13 protein-coding genes and 1 pseudogene are annotated in these 18,806 nt (G+C 66.9%); 7 read left to right on the top strand and 7 right to left on the bottom strand.

The annotated features are described in order from the left end of the window. Positions 1–46 precede the first annotated feature (46 nt). The 3 genes from DIE15_RS27150 to DIE15_RS27140 all read right to left on the bottom strand — a co-directional run bounded on the left by DIE15_RS27150 (position 47) and on the right by DIE15_RS27140 (position 4,513). Positions 47–979 (bottom strand): MBL fold metallo-hydrolase, encoded by a 933-nt coding sequence (locus DIE15_RS27150; protein WP_124834800.1) that lies wholly within the window; start codon positions 977–979, stop codon positions 47–49. 730 nt (positions 980–1,709) lie between these two features. After that, positions 1,710–3,116, bottom strand: coding sequence for a cation:dicarboxylate symporter family transporter (locus DIE15_RS27145; protein WP_057928757.1), 1,407 nt, complete (start codon positions 3,114–3,116; stop codon positions 1,710–1,712). 26 nt (positions 3,117–3,142) lie between these two features. Continuing rightward, positions 3,143–4,513, bottom strand: a complete 1,371-nt coding sequence (locus DIE15_RS27140; protein ID WP_124834799.1) for an adenylosuccinate lyase family protein — start codon at positions 4,511–4,513, stop codon at positions 3,143–3,145. Positions 4,514–4,668: 155 nt separating this feature from the next. On the opposite strand from DIE15_RS27140, the gene DIE15_RS27135 reads away from it, so the two are divergent. After that, a complete protein-coding gene (locus tag DIE15_RS27135) occupies positions 4,669–5,400 on the top strand; it encodes a GntR family transcriptional regulator (RefSeq protein ID WP_124834798.1) in 732 nt (243 codons plus the stop codon). Between the two features lie 323 nt (positions 5,401–5,723). On the opposite strand, the gene DIE15_RS38205 is transcribed toward DIE15_RS27135, so the two are convergent. Next, positions 5,724–6,233 (bottom strand): MFS transporter, encoded by a 510-nt coding sequence (locus DIE15_RS38205; protein WP_409364318.1) that lies wholly within the window; start codon positions 6,231–6,233, stop codon positions 5,724–5,726. Positions 6,234–6,248: 15 nt separating this feature from the next. Next, entirely contained in the window at positions 6,249–7,949 is a 1,701-nt protein-coding gene (locus DIE15_RS27125) for a dihydroxyacetone kinase family protein (protein ID WP_124834797.1), read from the bottom strand. Between the two features lie 332 nt (positions 7,950–8,281). Between DIE15_RS27125 and DIE15_RS27120 the strand changes: the two genes are divergently transcribed. Beyond that, positions 8,282–9,493: a collagen-like triple helix repeat-containing protein gene (locus tag DIE15_RS27120; RefSeq protein WP_124834796.1), complete on the top strand. Its 1,212-nt coding sequence runs from the start codon at positions 8,282–8,284 to the stop codon at positions 9,491–9,493. A gap of 29 nt (positions 9,494–9,522) precedes the next feature. Beyond that, positions 9,523–9,717, top strand: a pseudogene (locus DIE15_RS27115) (dimethyl sulfone monooxygenase SfnG); the annotation flags it as partial. 158 nt (positions 9,718–9,875) lie between these two features. Here the strand turns inward: DIE15_RS27115 and DIE15_RS27110 are convergent. Beyond that, on the bottom strand, positions 9,876–10,523 hold the full coding sequence (locus DIE15_RS27110; RefSeq protein WP_057928764.1) for a LysE family translocator: 648 nt from the start codon (positions 10,521–10,523) through the stop codon (positions 9,876–9,878). Between the two features lie 106 nt (positions 10,524–10,629). On the opposite strand from DIE15_RS27110, the gene DIE15_RS27105 reads away from it, so the two are divergent. Beyond that, complete coding sequence (locus tag DIE15_RS27105) at positions 10,630–11,478, top strand: LysR substrate-binding domain-containing protein (RefSeq protein ID WP_057928765.1); 849 nt, start codon at positions 10,630–10,632, stop codon at positions 11,476–11,478. A gap of 24 nt (positions 11,479–11,502) precedes the next feature. Here the strand turns inward: DIE15_RS27105 and DIE15_RS27100 are convergent, their stop codons facing one another. After that, the gene (locus DIE15_RS27100) at positions 11,503–12,393 is read right to left on the bottom strand and encodes a LysR substrate-binding domain-containing protein (protein ID WP_057928766.1); all 891 of its coding nucleotides are present in this window, start codon (positions 12,391–12,393) and stop codon (positions 11,503–11,505) included. 153 nt (positions 12,394–12,546) lie between these two features. Here DIE15_RS27100 and DIE15_RS27095 point away from each other — a divergent pair, with 153 nt between their 5' ends. The 3 genes from DIE15_RS27095 to DIE15_RS27085 all read left to right on the top strand — a co-directional run bounded on the left by DIE15_RS27095 (position 12,547) and on the right by DIE15_RS27085 (position 18,795). Beyond that, complete coding sequence (locus tag DIE15_RS27095) at positions 12,547–15,606, top strand: FAD-binding and (Fe-S)-binding domain-containing protein (protein WP_124834795.1); 3,060 nt, start codon at positions 12,547–12,549, stop codon at positions 15,604–15,606. Positions 15,607–15,814: 208 nt separating this feature from the next. Next, a complete protein-coding gene (locus DIE15_RS27090; protein ID WP_057928768.1) occupies positions 15,815–16,702 on the top strand; it encodes a LysR family transcriptional regulator in 888 nt (295 codons plus the stop codon). 107 nt (positions 16,703–16,809) lie between these two features. Beyond that, positions 16,810–18,795 (top strand): aconitase family protein, encoded by a 1,986-nt coding sequence (locus DIE15_RS27085; RefSeq protein WP_124834818.1) that lies wholly within the window; start codon positions 16,810–16,812, stop codon positions 18,793–18,795. The last annotated feature ends 11 nt before the right edge of the window (positions 18,796–18,806 follow it).

The following is an 18,806-nucleotide window of genomic DNA, read 5'->3' as shown; positions in this document are numbered from 1 at the left end:
ATGACGCGTGCCGTGAGAGAAAACGGCGTTCGCCGTCCAGGCTAACTTAGTAATCCCACGTCACGGGAACGAAGCGGAACCCGTTGCCGTTCTTTGCGATATGCCCGATGGACGGGAATGCGACGTGCGCCGCGGCCAGCATCGCGCCGGTTTCGGCGGCTTCGTTGAACAGTGCGATACGAACGTCGACCGCCCCTTCGGGATCGTGTTCGAAGCCGTTTTGCCAATCGGGATTGTCGAAGTTGACTTCGAAGACCGCGTCGCCGACGAACGTCAGCTTTTCGCCGTTCGATGCGATGTCCACCACGCAGTGTCCCGGCGTGTGCCCGCCCGTCACGCGCGCCGATACGCCCGCCGCGACCTGCACGGTCTGATCGAACTGCACGATGTTTTCGCCGTAGAGTTCGACGAACCGGGCAGCCGCCTTGCGCAGCGCGGGCGGAACGGTTTCCGGCATCACCGTCTTGCTGAAGTCCGGATTCTTCCAGAACGCCACTTCCGCGGCTGATACGTGAATGCGCACCTCCGGGTTCAGCTTGGCCTTGACGCCTTCGACGTTCAGGCCGCCGACGTGGTCCATGTGCATGTGCGTGATCACGATATCGGTGATTGCAGCCAGGTCGATGCCGGCCGATTCCAGGCGCATGACCGACCGTCCGGCGCGCGTGAAGTATTCGAAACCGTCGCCCACGCCGGAGTCGATCAGGATCAGTCGATCGCCGCTGCGCACGAGCGCGATGTTCAGCGCCCAGTCGAACATGTCGCGTTGCAGGAAGCGGCCGTCGAACCATTCGTTGCGGTCCGCTTCGCTCACGTTGGTCGACATCGTGGAGGTCGGCAGCGGCAGAATGCCGTCGCTGATCAGCACGACATCGATGTCGCCGATGCGTACGCCGTAGCGGGAAGAAACGAGTTCACCCGAACCTTCGTTGCCCAGATGGGCGGTAACCGGTTGCACGTTGCGAATTAATTTGCTCATGGTCAGTTGTCCTGTTGATCGAGGGGTAATCCGCACTGCGCGGCGCGGTTCGAGAGCACGACCGTGAATGTCGCGCACTTCGTTGCGCTCGTATTGCGATCGAGCGTGTGAGCGATTGTAGGAAAGGGCGGCGGATGCCAGTAGCCCCGCGCGTGCGCACACCATGTTGTTCGAGAGGCAACAATCCGGTACCGGCGTTGCCGACCGCCGGAACGTATATCGCCTGCCGTCCGTTGCCGTCCGTTGCCGCGCGGCGGGCGATGCGGTCGATGTCATCGAAGCAGTCGATGCTGTCGAAGCGTCGGAGGGCTTTGCCGAGGACGGTGCCTCGCTGCAGGGAGCACCTGCGCGTCGCGATCACGCCGGACGGCGCCACGCCCCCCGATCTCGCAGGCGGCCATCATGTCGTACGTGGGAGCCATCGTCTTGCCGGTCTTGCCGATCGGCCAGTTGTTGGCGAGCGACGCGCGAGGTGACGCCGTCGCATGGGAGTATTGCGGCGCGTCATTTTGGGGTGTCTCGCAGATTTCGATGGGCGTCGCTTGCCGACCCAAGACGGATAGCCGCCGATAATTCTCAAACGACCGTTTCAGTTCCGGATTCGGTCATCGCGAGGAAAAGCGAACCGTCCAATCAATATGGATAGTGATGTCAAACGCGGCATCCGGCGAGAACATCGACTTGATCACAAAAGTGTAGAACCGATGCGCTCTTCCGCCCAAAATCGATGCTACAGACCGCCGCGCTTGAGCGGGATTCCCTGCGGATGCGGATTCACGTCGTCAGAATCTTCGGGAAGCAGGTTGCCATCGTCGAGCTTCGCATCGGCACGCGCTGTTGCGGGATAGCGTTCGGGGTAAAGGTGGCGTCGGGCGACCGTCTCGTCGAACGTGCCAGACCATTTCGCAACGACGACCGTGGCCAGGCTGTTGCCGATCGTATTGCACGTTGCGATCGCCATCGACATGAAGCGGTAGACGCCGAAGATCAGTGCGAGTCCTTCTACCGGCAGCAGCCCCGTCGATGTCACCGTTGCCGCGAACACGACGAACGATCCGCCCGATACCGTCGCGGCACCTTTCGACGTCAACAGCATCAGCAGCAGGATCCCCATCTGATGCTCGAACGTGAGCGGCACGTTGTACGCGTGCGCGATGAACATCACGCCCATCGCCATGAAGATCGACGTCCCGTCGAGATTGAACGCATAGCCGGTCGGCAGCACGAGACCGACCGTCTGCTTCGCGCAGCCGAGTCGCTCGAGCTTGATCAGGAGGCGCGGCAACGCGCTTTCCGATGACGCGGTGCCGAGCACGATCAGGATCTCGTCCTTGATGTAGCGCATGAAGCGCCACATGCTGAAGCCGGCCAGCTTCGCGACGATGCCCATCACGACGACGATGAACAGCACCACGACCGCGTAGAAACTGAGTACGAGTTGCGCGAGCGCGACCAGCACGGCTGTCCCGTTGCTGCCAACCGCGAACGCGATCGCGCCGAAGGTGCCGAGCGGGGCAAGTTTCATCACGAGATTGATGAACGAGAACAGGACCTCCGAAATCTGGTCGAGCCCGTCGTTGATTCGCGCGCGCCGCCCTTCGGGAATCGCAAGAATGCCGATGCCGACCATCACCGCGAGCACGACCACCTGCAGCAGCTCGCCCTTCGCGAACGCGCCGATGAAGTTGTCCGGCACGAGATGCATCACGAATTCGGTGAACCCTTGTGGCGCCGCCTTTGCCGCGGCGACCGGCACCTTGCCGACCGCCACGGATGTCATGCCCTGGCCGGTCTGCAGCAGATTGCCGGCGAACAGGCCGAACGCCAGCGCGATCGTCGACACGACTTCAAAGTAGACGATCGCCCGCCAGCCGACTCGCCCCGCGCTCTTCACGTCGCCGGCGGAAGCGATGCCATGCACGATCGTCAGGAACACGAGCGGCGCGACGCCGGCCTTGATCAGCGCGAGAAAGACGTCGCCGAGGATCTTCAGCTGCGTGCCGAATTTCGGAAACAGCAGCCCGGCGACGATGCCGAGCACCAGCGACGCGAGCACCTGCATGCCGAGCTTGCGATACCACGGGCGCTTCGGCGCCGGGGCGACCGGTTCGTCGCGCGAGGTCTGTGCGTGATTCATGATGGTGTCTCCTCCACGACGTCCGCTCAGATTTCGCGGGACAGTGCGATTGCCCGATCGACCATCTGCGGCGCGAGGCCCAGGTAGTTGACCGGATCCGTCATGCGTTCGATCGCGTCGCGATCGAAGTGCCGCGTCACCTCGGGCAGTGCGGCCAGCGCTTCGGCGAGCGTGCCGCCCATCTCGTTGACCGTGCGGCACGCGTCATACACGATGTCGTGCGCCTGCTGGCGCCCGGTAAACGGCGCCATCTGCATCATCGCGGCTTCGGCGACGATCAGCCCCTTGCTGATGCCGAGGTTCTGCTTCATCCGTTGCGCATCGACGATCAGCCCGCCGAGCGCGAACTTGGCCTGATGCAGCGCCCCCGATGTCAGGATGAAGCTCTCGGGAATCGCGATCCATTCCGCATGCCACGGACCTGTCGCGCGCTCGAAATCCTGGATCATCGCGTCGACCATCAGGCCCGCGTGCTGGCGCACCGCCTTCGCGGCTGCGAGCATCAGTTCGCTCGAAATCGGATTGCGCTTCTGCGGCATCGTGCTACTCGCGCCGCGTCCCTTGACGAACGGTTCGTACACTTCCGCGAACTCGGTCGACGCCATGATCATGATGTCGATCGCGATCTTGCCGAGCGAGCCGGTGATCAGCGCGAGCAGGTTGACCGCTTCGGCGAAGCCGTCGCGCGCGACGTGCCACGTCGTCGCGGGCACACCGAGCTTCAGTTCTTCCGCAAGCGCCTTCTGGACTTCGAAACCCTTGTCGCCGAGCGACGCCAGCGTGCCAGCCGCGCCCGCGAACTCGACGACCGCGACGCGCGAGCGCAGTTCCGCGAGCCGCTGCTGATGCCGGTCGAACATCGCGAGCCAGATTGCGGCCTTGTATCCGAACGTGACCGGCAGCGCCTGCTGCAGATGCGTGCGACCCGCCATCGCGGTATCGCGATGCTTGATCGCGAGATCGGCAAGGATGCCGCGCAGCTCGCGGATGTCGCCGTCGATCGAATCGAGCGCATCGCGCACTTGCAGCGACACGGCGGTGTCCATGATGTCCTGCGTCGTTGCACCCCAATGCACATAGCGGCCCGCGTCGCCACACATTGCGACGAGCTGGTGCACGAGCGGCAGGATCGGATAGCCGACGATGTCCGTCTCCTCGCGCATGTGATCGAAATCGATGCGCTCGATGCTCGCTTCCTGTGCAATCACGTCGGCCGCTTCGGCTGGAATCACACCGGCGCGTGCTTCGGCCTTCGCGAGCGCGACTTCGACGTCGATGTAGCGCTGCACGAGCGAGTAATCGGAAAACAGCGCGCGCATCTTCGCGGTGCCGAAGGCGTCTCGAAACAGAATCGAATCGACGACGGTGCTGGAGACAGGGATGGTGCGGCTTGGCATGGCGACCTCTGAAAACGGAAAACGGGGAAAAGGCATCGGACCTTGAAACCGAATGCGTCGATATGTCCGGACATATAGAAGGCTATTATGTCCGGACATATCGCTCAAGCGATGTTTACCCTTAAACTGTCGGCGATGATCGATACGCAGAGAAAATGAACAGACCCCATTTCGCCGAGATCGCGCGCGACCTGACCGAAGGCATCGCGTCTGGCCGCTTTCCGGTCGGCTCGTACTTGCCGACCGAGCTTGAATTGCGCGATCTGTACAAGACGAGCCGGCACACGATCCGCGCGGCGCTGCACGAGCTGCAGCAACTTGGCTTCGTGTCTCGGCGCAAGAACGCGGGAACGCGTGTCGAATCGGCGCAACCGAAAAACGACTTCCGGCCGTCGCTCGCTTCGATCGAGGATCTCGTCCAGTTCGGTTCGGAGAACCTGCGCGTGGTGCAGTCGATCGAGGCGCTTGCGGCGCAGGGCAAGCTCGCGAAGGTTCTGAAGTGCGAAGAAGGCGCACGCTGGCTGCGCATTTCGAGCCTGCGCGTGGAACGCGACACGACGCGTCCGCCAATCGGCTGGACGGACGTCTATATCGATCCGGGTTATGTGGAAATCGCGGAGACGGCTCGCCACGAGCCGGATACGTTGATCAGTTCATTGATCGAGACGCGTTACGGGCGATGCGTTGCGGAGATCCAGCAGAACGTGCAGGCGGTAAACGTCTCGCCGGAAATGGCTGCGCGACTGCAGATCCCGGCGGGAACGGCCGCGCTCGAAATCGTGCGGCGCTATCTCGATTCGACGGGCGTTGCGTTCGAAATCTCGATCAGCATTCACCCGGCCGAACGATTTTCCGTTTCCATGAGGCTGAAACGGTCCGAGAGTTGAACTGGCGGACGGGTGAAATTGCCGTCCGCAGTGACGCGCCGAAACAGAAAGTGGATTGACTCGGTATCTGCTCTGCCCGTGATTCCCTGCCGCCTTCAATGCACCAGCCACGGTGCAGTAGCTTTACTCAATCACCTAATTTCAGGATGACGGTGATCACGCCGTAGCCTGGGCGAGCGGCCGAAAGAGATGCCATCCGGCAACGCGCACACACGGTTCCGACATCGCTGCCCCCGAAACGCACATCGCCCGCCGTCCATTACCGGACGGCGAGCGATGCGAAGGTTGCCGGTTATGGGAAGCAGTAACCGATCGATCGAATATCAACCCGGTTGTCCCGGCACCGTCTCCCCGCGCAGCGAGCACCCGCGCGTCTCGATCACGTCCGCCAGCGCGACGAGCCCGATCGCGCAGGCCGCCATCATGTAGTACGCGGGAATCATCGTATTGCCGGTCTTGCCGATCAGCCAGTCGTTGACGATCGGCGCGGTGCCGCCGAACAGCGAGGTCGACACGTTGTACGCGATCGCCATGCCCGCATAGCGCACATGGGCCGGGAACATCGCGGAAATGGTCGCGAACAGCGTCGCGCTGGCGGTGCTGCCGGGAAACAGCGTGGCGGCTCGGCAGGCCGGTGCGCGGGCGTGTTCGCGCACCGGTTCGCGATGCACCACGCGCGTGATCGTCCTGTATTGCGTCGTCGTCGATCGATTCGGGATATTCGCCAGCGTTCGGTTACGCGATCGTGCGACGCCGCGATAAGGTCTCCGAATGGAATGCGTCGCATCTCTCGCGCGAGTGACTGCGAACGCCGGCTCGCGAGGCCGGCGCATCGCCCGGCTCGCCGCTTAGCGCACGTGCGGCAGCAACGCGCGCAGCCAGTACGCAACGGCCACGGCGCCGCCATCCGGCGTGCCGATCGCGCGCTCGCCGAGATAGCTCGCCCGTCCCGCGCGCGGCGTCATGCCTGCCGTTTGCTGCGCACCGTGTTCCGCGGCTTGCGCGGCGGCCGCCCATGCGCTCGCGGGGTCGCGATCATGATCGAGCGCGTGGTCGAACGCATCGGCGGCCGGTATCAGCGCGTCGAGCATCGTCCGGTCGCCGGCACGTGCGCCGCCCAGTTCGCCGATCGCATCCACCGCACTGTGGAAAGCCGCTGCCCAGTCGCGCGCCGACGGTTCGGCAGCGTCGCCGAGGCGCCGCGACGCGCGCAGCAGCGCGGTCGCATAAAACGGTCCCGAGCTGCCCGCGATCGCGCGGCGCAATGCGGCGCCCAGCGCCGCGAGTGTACCGGCCGGCGTGCCGTAGGCAGTTTCCGGCAACGCGAGGATCGCCTGCGCGGCGCGGTACATGCTCGCGCCGAGATCGCCGTCGCCGGCGGCCGTGTCGAGTTCGGTCAGTGTCGCTTCGTTGTCGATCAACGCTTGCGCGACCGCACGCAGCGCCGGTTGCAGCCGCGCGGCCCACGCGCGGCCGGCCGCATCGAGGGGCGGCAGCGGCTCATCGTGCGCGGCCGCCGCGGCCACGCGAATCTGCGCGTTGACGGTGCCGCCGCCGGGCCATGCGCGTGCCTGCGTCGGCGCGTCGAGCAGCGCGGCGCGTTCGTCGTTCAGACGCAGCAGCGAGATCGAGCAGCCGGGCATGTTCAGCGCGGACAGGAACGTGCCGGCCCATGCGCGCGCGACCATGATGCCGCGCCGGCTCAGGTTGTCGTAAGCGGCGCGCAGCACGATCGCGAGCTCCATGTCCGGCGTCGCGCCGAGACCGTTGACGAACAGCGCGACGCGTTCGCCGCGATCGAGCACGAGGTCGGCGACGATGCTCGACAGCAGCGTCTCGACGAGCGCGTCGGCCGGCAGCGGTGCGGTGCGTTCGACGCCTTTCTCGCCGTGGATGCCGAGGCCGAGCTCGATCTCGTGATCGGCGAGGCTGAACCCGGACTTGTCGGCGCCGGGGAGCGTGCAGCCGTCGAGCGCGACGCCCATCGTGCCGAGCTCGGCCGCCGCATCGCGCGCGATTTTCGCGACGCGGGCAAGCGGCAGCCCGCGCGCGGCGGCCGCGCCGGCCAGCTTGTGGATCAGCACGGTGCCCGCGATCCCGCGCCGCTGCCCGCGCTCGACGCGGCCGCGCAGCGACACGTCGTCGGCGACGATCACCGTCTCGACCGGAATGCCCTCGGCGCGTGCGAGTTCGGCGGCCAGCCCGAAGTTGAGTCGGTCGCCGGTGTAGTTCTTCACGACGAGCAGCGCGCCGTTCGGGCCGGCGCTCGCGCGAATCGCGGCGAGCACGGCATCGGTCGACGGCGACGTGAACACTTCGCCGCAGACGGCCGCGCTCAGCATCCCTTCGCCGACATAGCCGCCGTGCGCGGGCTCGTGGCCGCTGCCGCCGCCGGACAGGATCGCGACGGGGCGCTGCGGCGGCTCGGGCAGCGGCTGGCGCACGAGCACATGCTCGTCGCCGAGGATCGCGACATGCGGCGACTGCCGCGCGATGCCTTCGAGCATTTCGCGCACGACATCGGACGGGCGGTTCACGAGCTTTTTCATGGCGATGGTTTCCTGACGGTGGGACGGCGGCACGCATGCGGCGCAGGTCGGGCGACGTACTGTGATCGTAGGCGGCGCGATCGGAAAACGGTGCGCCGGATGGTCCGCGTTACGTAACATCGAAGCATTCGTAGCACGAATGTAACGAAAACGGCGCCGCTCATGGGCCCGGAATGCGTCGTTCGCGATCGCGGGCGCTCGGCGCGTACGCCGTGCGGATGCTGGCCTGGCCGCCGCGCCACCCGTTCGCCCGCGCCAATGGCATGGAAAATGCTGAGTGTTCCCCGGTCCTTATTCGAACATTCCATCGCCCGGACCGCGAGGAGACCACCATGTATCGAACCCGCATGTTCACGTCCGCTGCGGTGCTGGCCGCCGCCGGCGTATTGACCGCCTGTGGCGGCAACGACGTTGCCGCGCCGTCGAGTGCAGCCGCCGGCACCAGCGGTACGACCGTCACCGACACCCACCACGGTAACGTGACCGATGGCGGCTGGGGAACCAGCGGCGCGCCGGGCACGAACGGCGCCGTCAGCACGGCCGGTCAGCTCGCCATCGCCGTCGGCAACACTGTCGCCGGCACGTCATTGCCGGTACTCGGCAACAACGCGACGCGCAGCGCCGGCGACACGATTTCGAGCGTCAGCACGATCACTCGCGCGGCGAGCAATGCGTTGAGCGACGGCCTCGGGCGGATCGGCTCGACTGCCGACCCGGTCGGCACGACGATCGCCGGGCTGGGCGAAGTCGTCGCCACGACGGGCAATCCGGTGGCGGGCCTCGCGCAGACGGCCCGCGCGCTCGGGTCGGGGCCGCTGGCACCGCTCGCGCCGTTGACGACACCCGCCAGCGCGGTGCTCGATACCGTGGCGGGCGGCCTCGGCGCGGCGGGCAGCACGATCGGCGCGACGCTCGCGTCGGGCGCCGTGCGACAGGTCACGCAACCGCTCAGCTCCGCCGTCACGCCGCTCGTGATCACGGCCGGCCAGGCCACGCAGCAGATCGGCGCGACGACGGGTCTCGGGCAACCGGTGGCCGGGGTGCTCGGGCAGGCCGGCGGCGCGGTGTCGACGGTGGGCTGGCGGCTGGGGATCCCGACGCAGCCGGCCGCCGGCCCGACGAGTCAGATCGTCGGCGCGGCGGGCGGGCTCGTCGGCGCAATCGGCAATACCGTGACGAATGCAGGCGGGCTCGTCAATGACGATGGCCCGAACGGCATCGCGCCGATTGCGGGCCTCATCGTGAGCCTCGCCGGTGCTTCGGTCACGACCGTGCAGAACGGGCCGACGAGCGGGTCGGGTGGAGCGGGGCCGCTCGGCGGCTTGCTGTCGGGGCTCGGATCGACACCGCTCGATTCGCTGAACGGCGGGCCCGGCGCCGGGGCGGCAAGTCCGCTGGCACCGGTGAAGAGTCTCGTTTCGACGGTCACCGGCACACTTGGGAGCGTGGCGGGCGGCGCGGGATCGAGCGCGGGTTCCGCGGCGAATCCGCTGGCGCCGGTGACGTCGCTGCTTGGTGGCGTGCTCGGCGGCGTCGGGAAGTAGTTGCGCATGGTGCGGTGAGCGGGCTTGCCAACGACGGCTTCCGCACGAACCCGATCGGCGCGCCACAGCAGATCGTCGAGCGGATCACCGCGTTGAAGGCGATCGGCGTCGATCTCGTGCTCGCCGGGTTCCTGCGTTTCATCGAGGAGGTAGAGTATTTCGGCCAACGCGTGCTGCCGCTCGTGCGCGAGTTCGAAGCGTGGAGACAGGCGATTGCCGCGTGATGCGCGCGGGTGTGCGGCAGCCGGCCGCGATCGCCAGGGACGGCGCGATCGTCTGAATGTGATGGCCGGCGAGGCGTGTCACTGGGCATCAAGGATCGCGGCTTCACGACGGGCGGCGCGGGCGGGTCGGTGCCTTACCGATCCGCGACCTGCCGTCATCACGCCGCACCGGCCATTCTCGACGCCTCGACGAGCATCTGCACGCCGAGGCTGCCGAGCACCGCGCCCATCGCCCAGCGCTGCGCGAGCAGCAGCGTCGGACGCCCGTGCAGGAACTTCGCGATGCCGCTCGAGCAGATCGCGACCAGCCCGTTCGCCGACGCGAACGCGGCGATCAGCAATGAACCGAGAAACAGTGACTGGCCGAACACGCTGCCCTGCCGGTAGTCGATGAACTGCGGCAGCAGCGACACGAACAGCATCGCGAGCTTCGGATTCAGCACGCTGGTCGTCGCACCCATCGCGAGCAGCCGCAGCGGCTGCTCGTTCGGCAGCGCCTGCACCTCGAACGGCGAGCGGCCGCCGGGCCGCACCGCCTGCCACGCGAGGTAGAGCAGATACGCGGCGCCCACGACGCCGAGCACGGTGCCCGCATACGGCACGCTCAGGAACAGCGTCGTGATCCCGAACGCGGCGCCGAACATGTAGAACAGATAGCCGACCATCACGCCTGCCAGCGAAATCAGCCCGGCGGTGCGCCCTTGCGCGATCGAGCGCGACATCACGTAGACCATGTTCGGCCCCGGCGTGACCGCGAGCATGCCGCCGATGACCAGGAATCCATAGAGCGAGCTGGAGGTTTGCATGATGGCTGCTTCCTGCAATGAACGTCGATGGCATCCATTGTCCGGCCGTGGAGAAAGACAGTAAAACGGGATAAACTGAATCAATTGATCAGATTTTCTGAATGAAATGAAAAAGCTCGATCTCGACGTGCTGGCGATGGTGGTGGCCGTGACGGAGTCAGGCTCGTTCGCGCAGGGCGCGCAGGCGGTGCATCGTTCGCCGTCGGCGGTGAGCATGCAGATCAAGGCGCTGGAGGATGCGCTCGGCAAGCCGCTGTTCATCCGCGACACGCGCAACGTCACGGCCACCGACGACGGCCGCATGCTCGCCGAATACGGCCGCCGGATGCTGGCGATGCGCGACGAGGCGTGGGCGTCGGTCGTGCGGCCGGAGATTCGCGGCCGCGTGACGATCGGCGTGCCCGACGACTACATCTCGTCGCTGCTGCCGCAGGTGCTCGGCAAGTTCGCCGCGATGCATCCGCGCGTCGAAGTGCGCGTGATCGGCCAGCCGAGCAGTGCGCTGGTGCCGATGTTGAAGGACAACGCCGTCGACCTCGCTTGCCTCACCCGGGTCAAGGGCGTGACCGGCGAGCTGGTGCGGCGCGAGCCGATCGTGTGGACGGGATCGGCGAAGCGCAACGTGTGGGAAGAGCGTCCGCTGCCGGTCGCGTTGTTCGCGCACGGCAGCATGGCGCGCGATCACGCGATCAAGGCGCTGAAGCGGCAGAAGATTCCGTTCCGGATGTCGTATGAAAGCCCGAGCTTCCTCGGGCTGCTCAGCGTGGTCGAGGCCGGCCTCGCGGTGGCGCCGCTCGCGCGCTGCAGCATCCCCGCGCACCTCGTGCAGCTGTCGCCTAACGAAGGGTTGCCGCCGTTGGGCGAGATCGAGGTCGTGCTGGCGCGCAGCGCGCAGTCGGCGCGCCCGCCATGCGACTATCTTGCCGAACAGATTCTCGATGAATGGCGTGCGTGATCGCGCTGTCCGTCCGCCCGAACGTCAGCACGATTTCAGCAGCCATTCCCGAAACGCCACGAGCGACGGCAGCGTGTCGTTTTCCGGCGGGTACACGAGGTAGTAGCTGCGCTGGCTGGTGATCGCGTCGCCGATCGATACGAGCTCGTTGCGGCTCAGCTCGTCTTCCACCAGCACCTTCGGCACGAGGCCGATCCCCATCCCGGCCCGCACGGCCTGGATCAGGTGCGACGTCAGCTCGAAGCTCGGGCCGATCCGCATCTCGCGATGATCGAGCCCGAAATGCGAGAACCATTCCGCCCACGCATGCTGATTGCTCGTTACGCCCAGCAGCGTCTGGCCGGCCGCCCATGCCGGCGCGCGCACCCCGGCCTTGCGGCGCCCGGCCGCGTCGGGGCTCGCGATCGCGATCAGGAACTCGTTGTACAGCCGGTGCGCGTGCAGGCCGGGCCAGTCGCCCGCGCCGACGGTGATGGCCGCGTCGAGATCGTCGGTATGGAAGTCGATGCCGCCGATTCGCGAATGCAGGTGCACGGTCACGCCCGGATGCGCGGCATAGAAGTCGTGCAGGTGCGGCAGCAGCCATTTCGAGCCAAAAGTCGGCAAGGTCGCGAGCCGCAGCGTGCCGGCGCCGGCCTGGTGCGACATCGCCTGCAGCGTCGCGCCGCGGATGCGCCCGAGCGCGCCGCTCAGCTCGACGAAGTAGCGCCGCCCGACTTCCGTCAGCTTCACGGAGCGGCCCTCACGCCGGAACAGCGGCACGCCGAGTTGGTCCTCCAGCGTCTGGACCTGCCGGCTGATCGCGCTCTGGCTCAGCGACAGCTCGTCGGCCGCGCGCGTGTAGCTTTCATGCCGCGCGGCGGCCTCGAATACCAGCAGCAGCGACATGGACGGGGTCAGGCGGCGGTAATTCATGAGTTTTATGCAAGTTTTGACGGGGGAGAATTCGTTTGTTTCTCGTGCTGATTCGCAAGATACTGGATTTCCGGGTAGCGTGGAATCTTGCTCAAAACTCATGTTTCTGACCGAGGCCGCGCACCAGCCCCACCCACCTCGCGCTTTCATTCCATGTCGATCGCTTCGTTGCCCCGTCCCGTCAGCCCGCCCGAGGGCCGTTACCGCGACTTTCTCGCCGCGCTCCAGGCCGCCGGATTCGCCGGCGAAATCCGCGCGGACCATGCGAACCGGACCGTGCAGGCAACCGACAACTCGATCTACCAGCGTCTGCCGCAGGCGGTGATCTGTCCCGCGCATGCGGACGACGTGCGGCTCGTCGCGCGGCTGCTGGCCGAACCCGCGCACCGCGACGTCGCGGTGGCCGCGCGCGGCGGCGGCACCGGCACCAACGGGCAGTCGCTGACCGACGGCGTGGTCGTCGACCTGTCGCGCAACATGAACCGGATCCTGGAGATCAACGCCGGCGAGCGCTGGGTGCGCGTGCAGGCGGGCGTCGTCAAGGACCAGCTCAATGCCGCGCTCGAGCCGCACGGTCTCTTTTTCGCGCCGGAGCTGTCGACGTCGAACCGCGCGACGGTCGGCGGGATGATCAATACCGATGCGAGCGGGCAGGGCAGCTGCACATACGGCAAGACGCGCGACCACGTGCTCGCGCTCGACTTCGTGCTGATGGGCGGCGAGCGGCTGCACAGCGACGCGCTCGCGGACGACGAACTGGAACGCCGCTGCGCGCGGCAGGACCGGGTCGGCAAGGTCTATCGCACCGCGCGCCGCATCAGCGACGAAAAGGCCGCGCTGATCGACGCGAAGTTTCCGAAGCTCAATCGCTGCCTGACCGGCTACGATCTCGCGCACCTGCGCGAACCGGACGGCCGCTTCAACCTGAACAGCGTGCTGTGCGGCGCCGAAGGCTCGCTCGGCTTCGTCGTCGAAGCGAAGCTGAACGTGCTGCCGATCCCGACGTATTCGGTGCTGGTCAACGTGCGCTACGCCGGCTTCATGGACGCGCTGCGCGATGCGCGCGCGCTGCTCGCGCTCAAGCCGCTGTCGATCGAGACGGTCGACTCGAAGGTGCTGATGCTTGCGATGAAGGATTTCGTGTGGAGCAGCGTGGCCGAGTATTTCCCGCAGGACGACGCGCGTCCGACGCTCGGCATCAACCTGATCGAATTCAGCGGCGACGATGCGCAGGACGTGGATGCGCGCGTGCGCGCGTTCGTCGACCACCTGCGCACCGACACGAGCGTCGAGCGGCTGGGCCATACGCTCGCGACCGGCGACGATGCGGTGAAGCGCGTGTATGCGATGCGCAAGCGCGCGGTCGGCCTGCTCGGCAACGTGCAGGGCGAGGCGCGCCCGCAGCCGTTCGTCGAGGACACCGCGGTGCCGCCCGAGAACCTGGCCGCGTACATCGCCGAATTCCGCGCGCTGCTGGACGGCCACGGGCTGCAGTACGGGATGTTCGGCCACGTCGACGCGGGCGTGCTGCACGTGCGCCCGGCGCTCGACATGAAGGACCCGAAGCAGGCCGCGCTGGTGCGGCCGGTGTCGGACGCGGTGGCCGAGCTCACGCAGCGGCATGGTGGCCTGTTATGGGGAGAGCACGGCAAGGGCGTGCGCTCCGAATATGCGCCGGCGTTTTTCGGCGAGCTGTATGCGTCGTTGCAGCAGTTGAAGGCCGCGTTCGATCCGCACAACCAGTTCAACCCGGGCAAGATCGCGACGCCGCCGGACCACACGCTGCGGCTGCTGAAGATCGACGAAGTACCCACGCGCGGCGACCACGACCGGCAGATCGACGAGCGCGTGTGGCAGAGCTACGGCACGGCGATGCACTGCAACGGCAACGGTGCGTGCTACAACTTCGATCCGGATGACGCGATGTGCCCGTCGTGGAAGGCGACGCGCGAACGCGTGCAGTCGCCGAAGGGGCGCGCGTCGCTGATGCGCGAATGGTTGCGCCTGCAAGGACAGGCCGGCGTCGACGTCGTCGCGGCGGCGCGCGCGCGGCAGCCGTTCCTGCGCGGTCTCGTGGCGCGCTGGCGCAACAGCCGCGCCGCGCGCAACGGTGAAGCCGACTTCTCGCACGAGGTGTACGACGCGATGGCCGGCTGCCTCGCGTGCAAATCGTGCGCGGGACAGTGCCCGGTCAAGGTCAACGTGCCCGAGTTCCGCTCGCGCTTTCTCGAGCTGTATCACCAGCGCTATCTGCGGCCGGTGCGCGACTACCTGATCGGCTCGCTCGAATTCACGATGCCGTGGATGGCGCGCGTGCCGGCGCTGTACAACGGGCTGATGCGTGCCGGCTGGGTGCGCATGCTGCTCGAGCGGCACGTCGGGATGGTCGATAGCCCGCTCTTGAGCCGCTTCGACCTCGCAGCGGTGATCCGGCAGTGGAACGTGCGGCCGGCCGATCCGCAGGCGCTCGCCGCGCTGAGCGATGCGCAGCGCGCGCGCAGCGTCGTCATCGTGCAGGATACCTTCACGCGCTATTTCGACACCGAGCAGCTGGCGACGCTGATCGAGCTGGCCGCGCGCATCGGCTTCCAGGTGTGGCTGGCGCCGCTCGCGCCGAACGGCAAGGCACTCCATGTGCAGGGTTTTCTGCGCGCGTTCGAGAACGCGGCGATTCGCAACGCGACGCAACTGGCCGCACTTGCGCGCTCGGGTGTCGCGCTCGTCGGCCTCGATCCGGCCATGACGCTCACGTATCGGCAGGAATACCTGAAGGTGACGGGGCTGGCCGACGTGCCGAAGGTCGCGCTGCCGCAGGAGTGGCTGCTGGATGCGATGCCGGCGGCCGGGGCGGGCGTGGGCGCGGGTGATGTGTCGGCAGCGTACCGGTTGCTGCCGCATTGCACGGAGAAGACCAACGCGCCGGACAGCGGCAAGCAGTGGGCGCAGGTGTTCGCGCGTCGCGGGCTGCGCCTGGCGGTTCAGGCGGCCGGCTGCTGCGGGATGTCGGGGACCTACGGGCACGAGGCGCGCAACCTGCAGACGTCGAGGACGATCTATGCGCAATCGTGGGCCGCGCAGGTCGATGCGCCGCAAGAGCAGGGCGAAGCGCTCGCGACCGGCTATTCGTGCCGCAGCCAGGTGAAGCGCATGTCCGCGCGGCAGGTGCGTCATCCGCTGCAGGCGCTGCTCCAGCATGTCCGTGCGGCGGGGTGACGCGATTGGCCCGGCGTGGCATGGGTAGGTCGCGCCCGGCCTGTTGTGATGGCGCGGCCGGATGATTGCATCGGCACCGCGATGTCCGCGCGGGCCGCATCGGGCAGCGTGACGCATTCCCGCTGCTAATATGGCTGGAGACGGACGGCCTTGCTCGTCCGCATGTGTCCACACGACAAGCACGCAAGTCTCCCAAGGATCCCGCCGCATGCGTATCGATCCGTACAGCCTGGAACTGTTCATTTCCGTCGTTCAGGAAGGTTCCATCGCTCGGGCCGCCAGCCGCAACCATATCGCGCCGTCGGCGCTCAGTCGGCGTATCGCCGATCTCGAAGCGGCGATGGGCGTGCCGCTGCTGATCCGCTCGCCCTCAGGTGTCGAGCTGACCGAAGCCGGTCGTCACGCGTTTTCTCGTGCCGTGTCGGTTCACGATCAGTTGCAGTCGCTCGCACGCGAGGTCCAGTCGCTGAGCGGTCAGGTCGCCGGCGTCGTGCGGCTCCATGCGAACGCGTCGGCGATCGTCGGCTTCCTGCCGGAGCGGCTGAAGGCGTTTCAGGCGCGCTACCCGCTCGTGCAGATCGCGTTGACTGAAAAGATCAGCGATGAGGTGGTTCGCGCGTGCGTGGACGATCGTGCCGACGTCGGCATCTCGGCGTGCGCCAAGATGCCGGGCGGGCTGGAGTCGTGGCACTTCGCCGACGATCCGTTGATGGTCGTGCTGCCGCTCGATCATGAGCTCGCCGCATTCCCCGCGCCGACGTTCGGCGACGTGCTTCGCTTTCCGCTCGTTGCGTTGCAGGCCGGCGGCTCGCTCGACCAGACCCTGAAGGAACGCGCCGATGCGATGCGCATGCCGCTGAACCTGTCGGTGACGGTCAACAGTTTCGACGCGCAATGCCGGATGGTCGAAGCCGGGCTCGGCATCGGCATCGTGCCGACCAGCGCGGCGTCGGCGTTCGCCGGGTCGAAGGGTTTCGTGCGCCGGCCGCTCGACGAGCCGTGGGCGCGCGAGCGTGCGCTGCATGTCCACGCGCTCCGCAAATCGTCGCGCCTGAAGGCCGTCCAGGCGTTGATCGACGCGCTCGCGGGCGCCTGACGCCGCGGGTTTACGCGGACATCGCGATTTGCGATGCCCCGCTTGCCGATCGAGCACTTCGTTTCCGCTATCGCAGCCGTCTAGATTTCCGTTCAAGGAGAAATCAGATGGCGACAGTAGATATGGCGGGCCGGATATTGTTTCTTTGCGACGATCCCGAGCGGGTCGAACGGCAACTCGGCGGCGCCGACCTGACGGAGGCCGCGGCGGGGCCGCTGCGGGACGACGTATCGACCGATGAAATCACGCCGATGAGCGTGCTGACGCGCTTCGACGAGCGCCTTGGCCGCTTTCCGTATCTCGGCTTTCGAGCCGGCGGTCGCAACCCGGTCGGGCCCGGGGCCGTGCTCGCCGGCGGCTTTCGTGTGACGGTCGCGGGGAATCGTTACGGCAAGGGTTCGTCGCGCGAGCACAGTCCGCTCGCGGAATATCGCGCAGGCATCCGGCTCGTGATCGCGAAGAGCTTCGAGCGGATCTACCGGCAGAACGCGGACAACCTCGGGCTGTTCACATCGACGGATTTCGGATTGATCGAACGCATCCGGCGCGGAGAACCCATCGACATCGAGGAACTCGTCGCATCGCGCGATAGCCTGGCCGCGTCGATCCTGCGCAGCGGCGGCCTGCTGCACTACGGTGCGCAACATATGCGCGAGATCGGGATCGCGGGCGAGACGGCCGACGCAGCGGATACGGCGGATGCCGCGCCGCGCACGCTCGCACAGAAAATTCTCGCGCGCCACGCGCTGCGCGTCGGAGGAACCGGAACGTCGCTCGCACCCGGCGAGGGCGCGTTCGTTCGCGCCGACTGGCGCTTCATCCACGAGTACTACACGGGCATGGCCACGCACATGCTGCATGCCGCATTCGGCAAGCCGCTGTCGCTGCATGAACCCGGGACCATTCTCGCGTTCGAGGATCACCTGTCGTATGCGCATCGCAGCGAGCTGCACGTGCGCAACGGGCTGCTTCCCGATGTGCGCGAACTGTCGGACGCGCACCGGCGATTCGCGGAGGACTATGGGCTGACGAATCACGGCTACCTGGCCGAAACCGGCACCGGCAGCAGCAGCATCATTGAGGGATCCGAAGGCATTTCGCACGCGATGATGGCCGAGCGCTATGCGTTGCCGGGCCAGGTCGTCGTCGGCACCGATTCGCACACGCCGCACAGCGGCGCCCTCGGCTGCATCGCGTTCGGCGTCGGGACCACGGACATGGCGAACGCGTTCGTCACGGGTGCGGTGCGCATGACCGCGCCGCCATCGCTGCGGATCGAATACAACGGGGCGCTTTCGCGCGGCGTGACGGCGAAGGATCTCGTGCTGCATCTGCTTGCCGATCCGAAGATCCGCGCCGGCGCAGGGGTCGGCAAGGTGTTCGAGTTCGCCGGCACCGCCATCGCGCAACTGACGACCGACGAGCGCACGACACTCACGAACATGACGGCCGAACTCGGCGGCTTCACGGGCATCGTCGCGCCCGATGCGGAAACGGTGCGCTTCCTCAAGGAGCGGCGCGGCATCGACTTCGTGATCGAGCCTTGGATGCGCAGCGACGCCGGCGCACCCTACGCGGACGTGATCGAAATCGACTGCGCGCATATCACGCCGATGCTCGCGGCACCCGGCGATCCGGGTAACGGCGTCGCGCTGCGCGACCTCGCGGAGCGTCCGCATATCGACATTGCGTACGGTGGCTCGTGCACGGCAGGCAAGCGCGATGACTTCGACCGCTATCACGAAGTGCTGGCGTGGGCGGCGGCGCGCGGGCTGCGCGTGCCGGCCGGCGTCAGCCTCTATCTGCAGTTTGGCACGTCGGACGTGCGCGACTACTGCGCGCGGCGCGGCTACCTCGACACCTTCGAACGGGTCGGCGCGATCCTGCTGCAACCGTCGTGCGGCGCGTGCGCGAACTGCGGGCCGGGTGCGTCGACGGCTGCGGAGCACGTGACGATCAGCGCGATCAACCGGAACTTTCCGGGCCGCTCCGGGCCGGGCCAGGTGTGGCTCGCGAGCCCGCCGACCGTCGTCGCGAGCGCACTGGCGGGCCGCATCGCTTCCTTTGCCGAATTGCAGGCGCAGTACCCGTAGGCGGCGCGGTG

Source organism: Burkholderia sp. Bp9031 (assembly GCF_003857965.1).
Taxonomy (GTDB): Bacteria; Pseudomonadota; Gammaproteobacteria; order Burkholderiales; family Burkholderiaceae; genus Burkholderia; species Burkholderia ambifaria_A.
The sequence above is the reverse complement of the archived record's forward strand: the minus strand, read 5'-3'. Positions and strand labels throughout refer to the sequence as shown.

Excerpts from the sequence above, each read along its gene's own strand:
- DIE15_RS27090 (WP_057928768.1), top strand. The coding sequence starts at position 15,815 with ATGCGTATCGATCCGTACAGCCTGGAACTGTTCATTTCCGTCGTTCAG.
- DIE15_RS27145 (WP_057928757.1), bottom strand. The coding sequence starts at position 3,116 with ATGAATCACGCACAGACCTCGCGCGACGAACCGGTCGCCCCGGCGCCG.
- DIE15_RS27085 (WP_124834818.1), top strand. The coding sequence starts at position 16,810 with ATGGCGACAGTAGATATGGCGGGCCGGATATTGTTTCTTTGCGACGAT.
- DIE15_RS27135 (WP_124834798.1), top strand. The coding sequence starts at position 4,669 with ATGAACAGACCCCATTTCGCCGAGATCGCGCGCGACCTGACCGAAGGC.
- DIE15_RS27110 (WP_057928764.1), bottom strand. The coding sequence starts at position 10,523 with ATGCAAACCTCCAGCTCGCTCTATGGATTCCTGGTCATCGGCGGCATG.
- DIE15_RS27125 (WP_124834797.1), bottom strand. The coding sequence starts at position 7,949 with ATGAAAAAGCTCGTGAACCGCCCGTCCGATGTCGTGCGCGAAATGCTC.
- DIE15_RS27140 (WP_124834799.1), bottom strand. The coding sequence starts at position 4,513 with ATGCCAAGCCGCACCATCCCTGTCTCCAGCACCGTCGTCGATTCGATT.
- DIE15_RS38205 (WP_409364318.1), bottom strand. The coding sequence starts at position 6,233 with ATGCGCCGGCCTCGCGAGCCGGCGTTCGCAGTCACTCGCGCGAGAGAT.
- DIE15_RS27150 (WP_124834800.1), bottom strand. The coding sequence starts at position 979 with ATGAGCAAATTAATTCGCAACGTGCAACCGGTTACCGCCCATCTGGGC.
- DIE15_RS27120 (WP_124834796.1), top strand. The coding sequence starts at position 8,282 with ATGTATCGAACCCGCATGTTCACGTCCGCTGCGGTGCTGGCCGCCGCC.
- DIE15_RS27100 (WP_057928766.1), bottom strand. The coding sequence starts at position 12,393 with ATGAATTACCGCCGCCTGACCCCGTCCATGTCGCTGCTGCTGGTATTC.
- DIE15_RS27105 (WP_057928765.1), top strand. The coding sequence starts at position 10,630 with ATGAAAAAGCTCGATCTCGACGTGCTGGCGATGGTGGTGGCCGTGACG.
- DIE15_RS27095 (WP_124834795.1), top strand. The coding sequence starts at position 12,547 with ATGTCGATCGCTTCGTTGCCCCGTCCCGTCAGCCCGCCCGAGGGCCGT.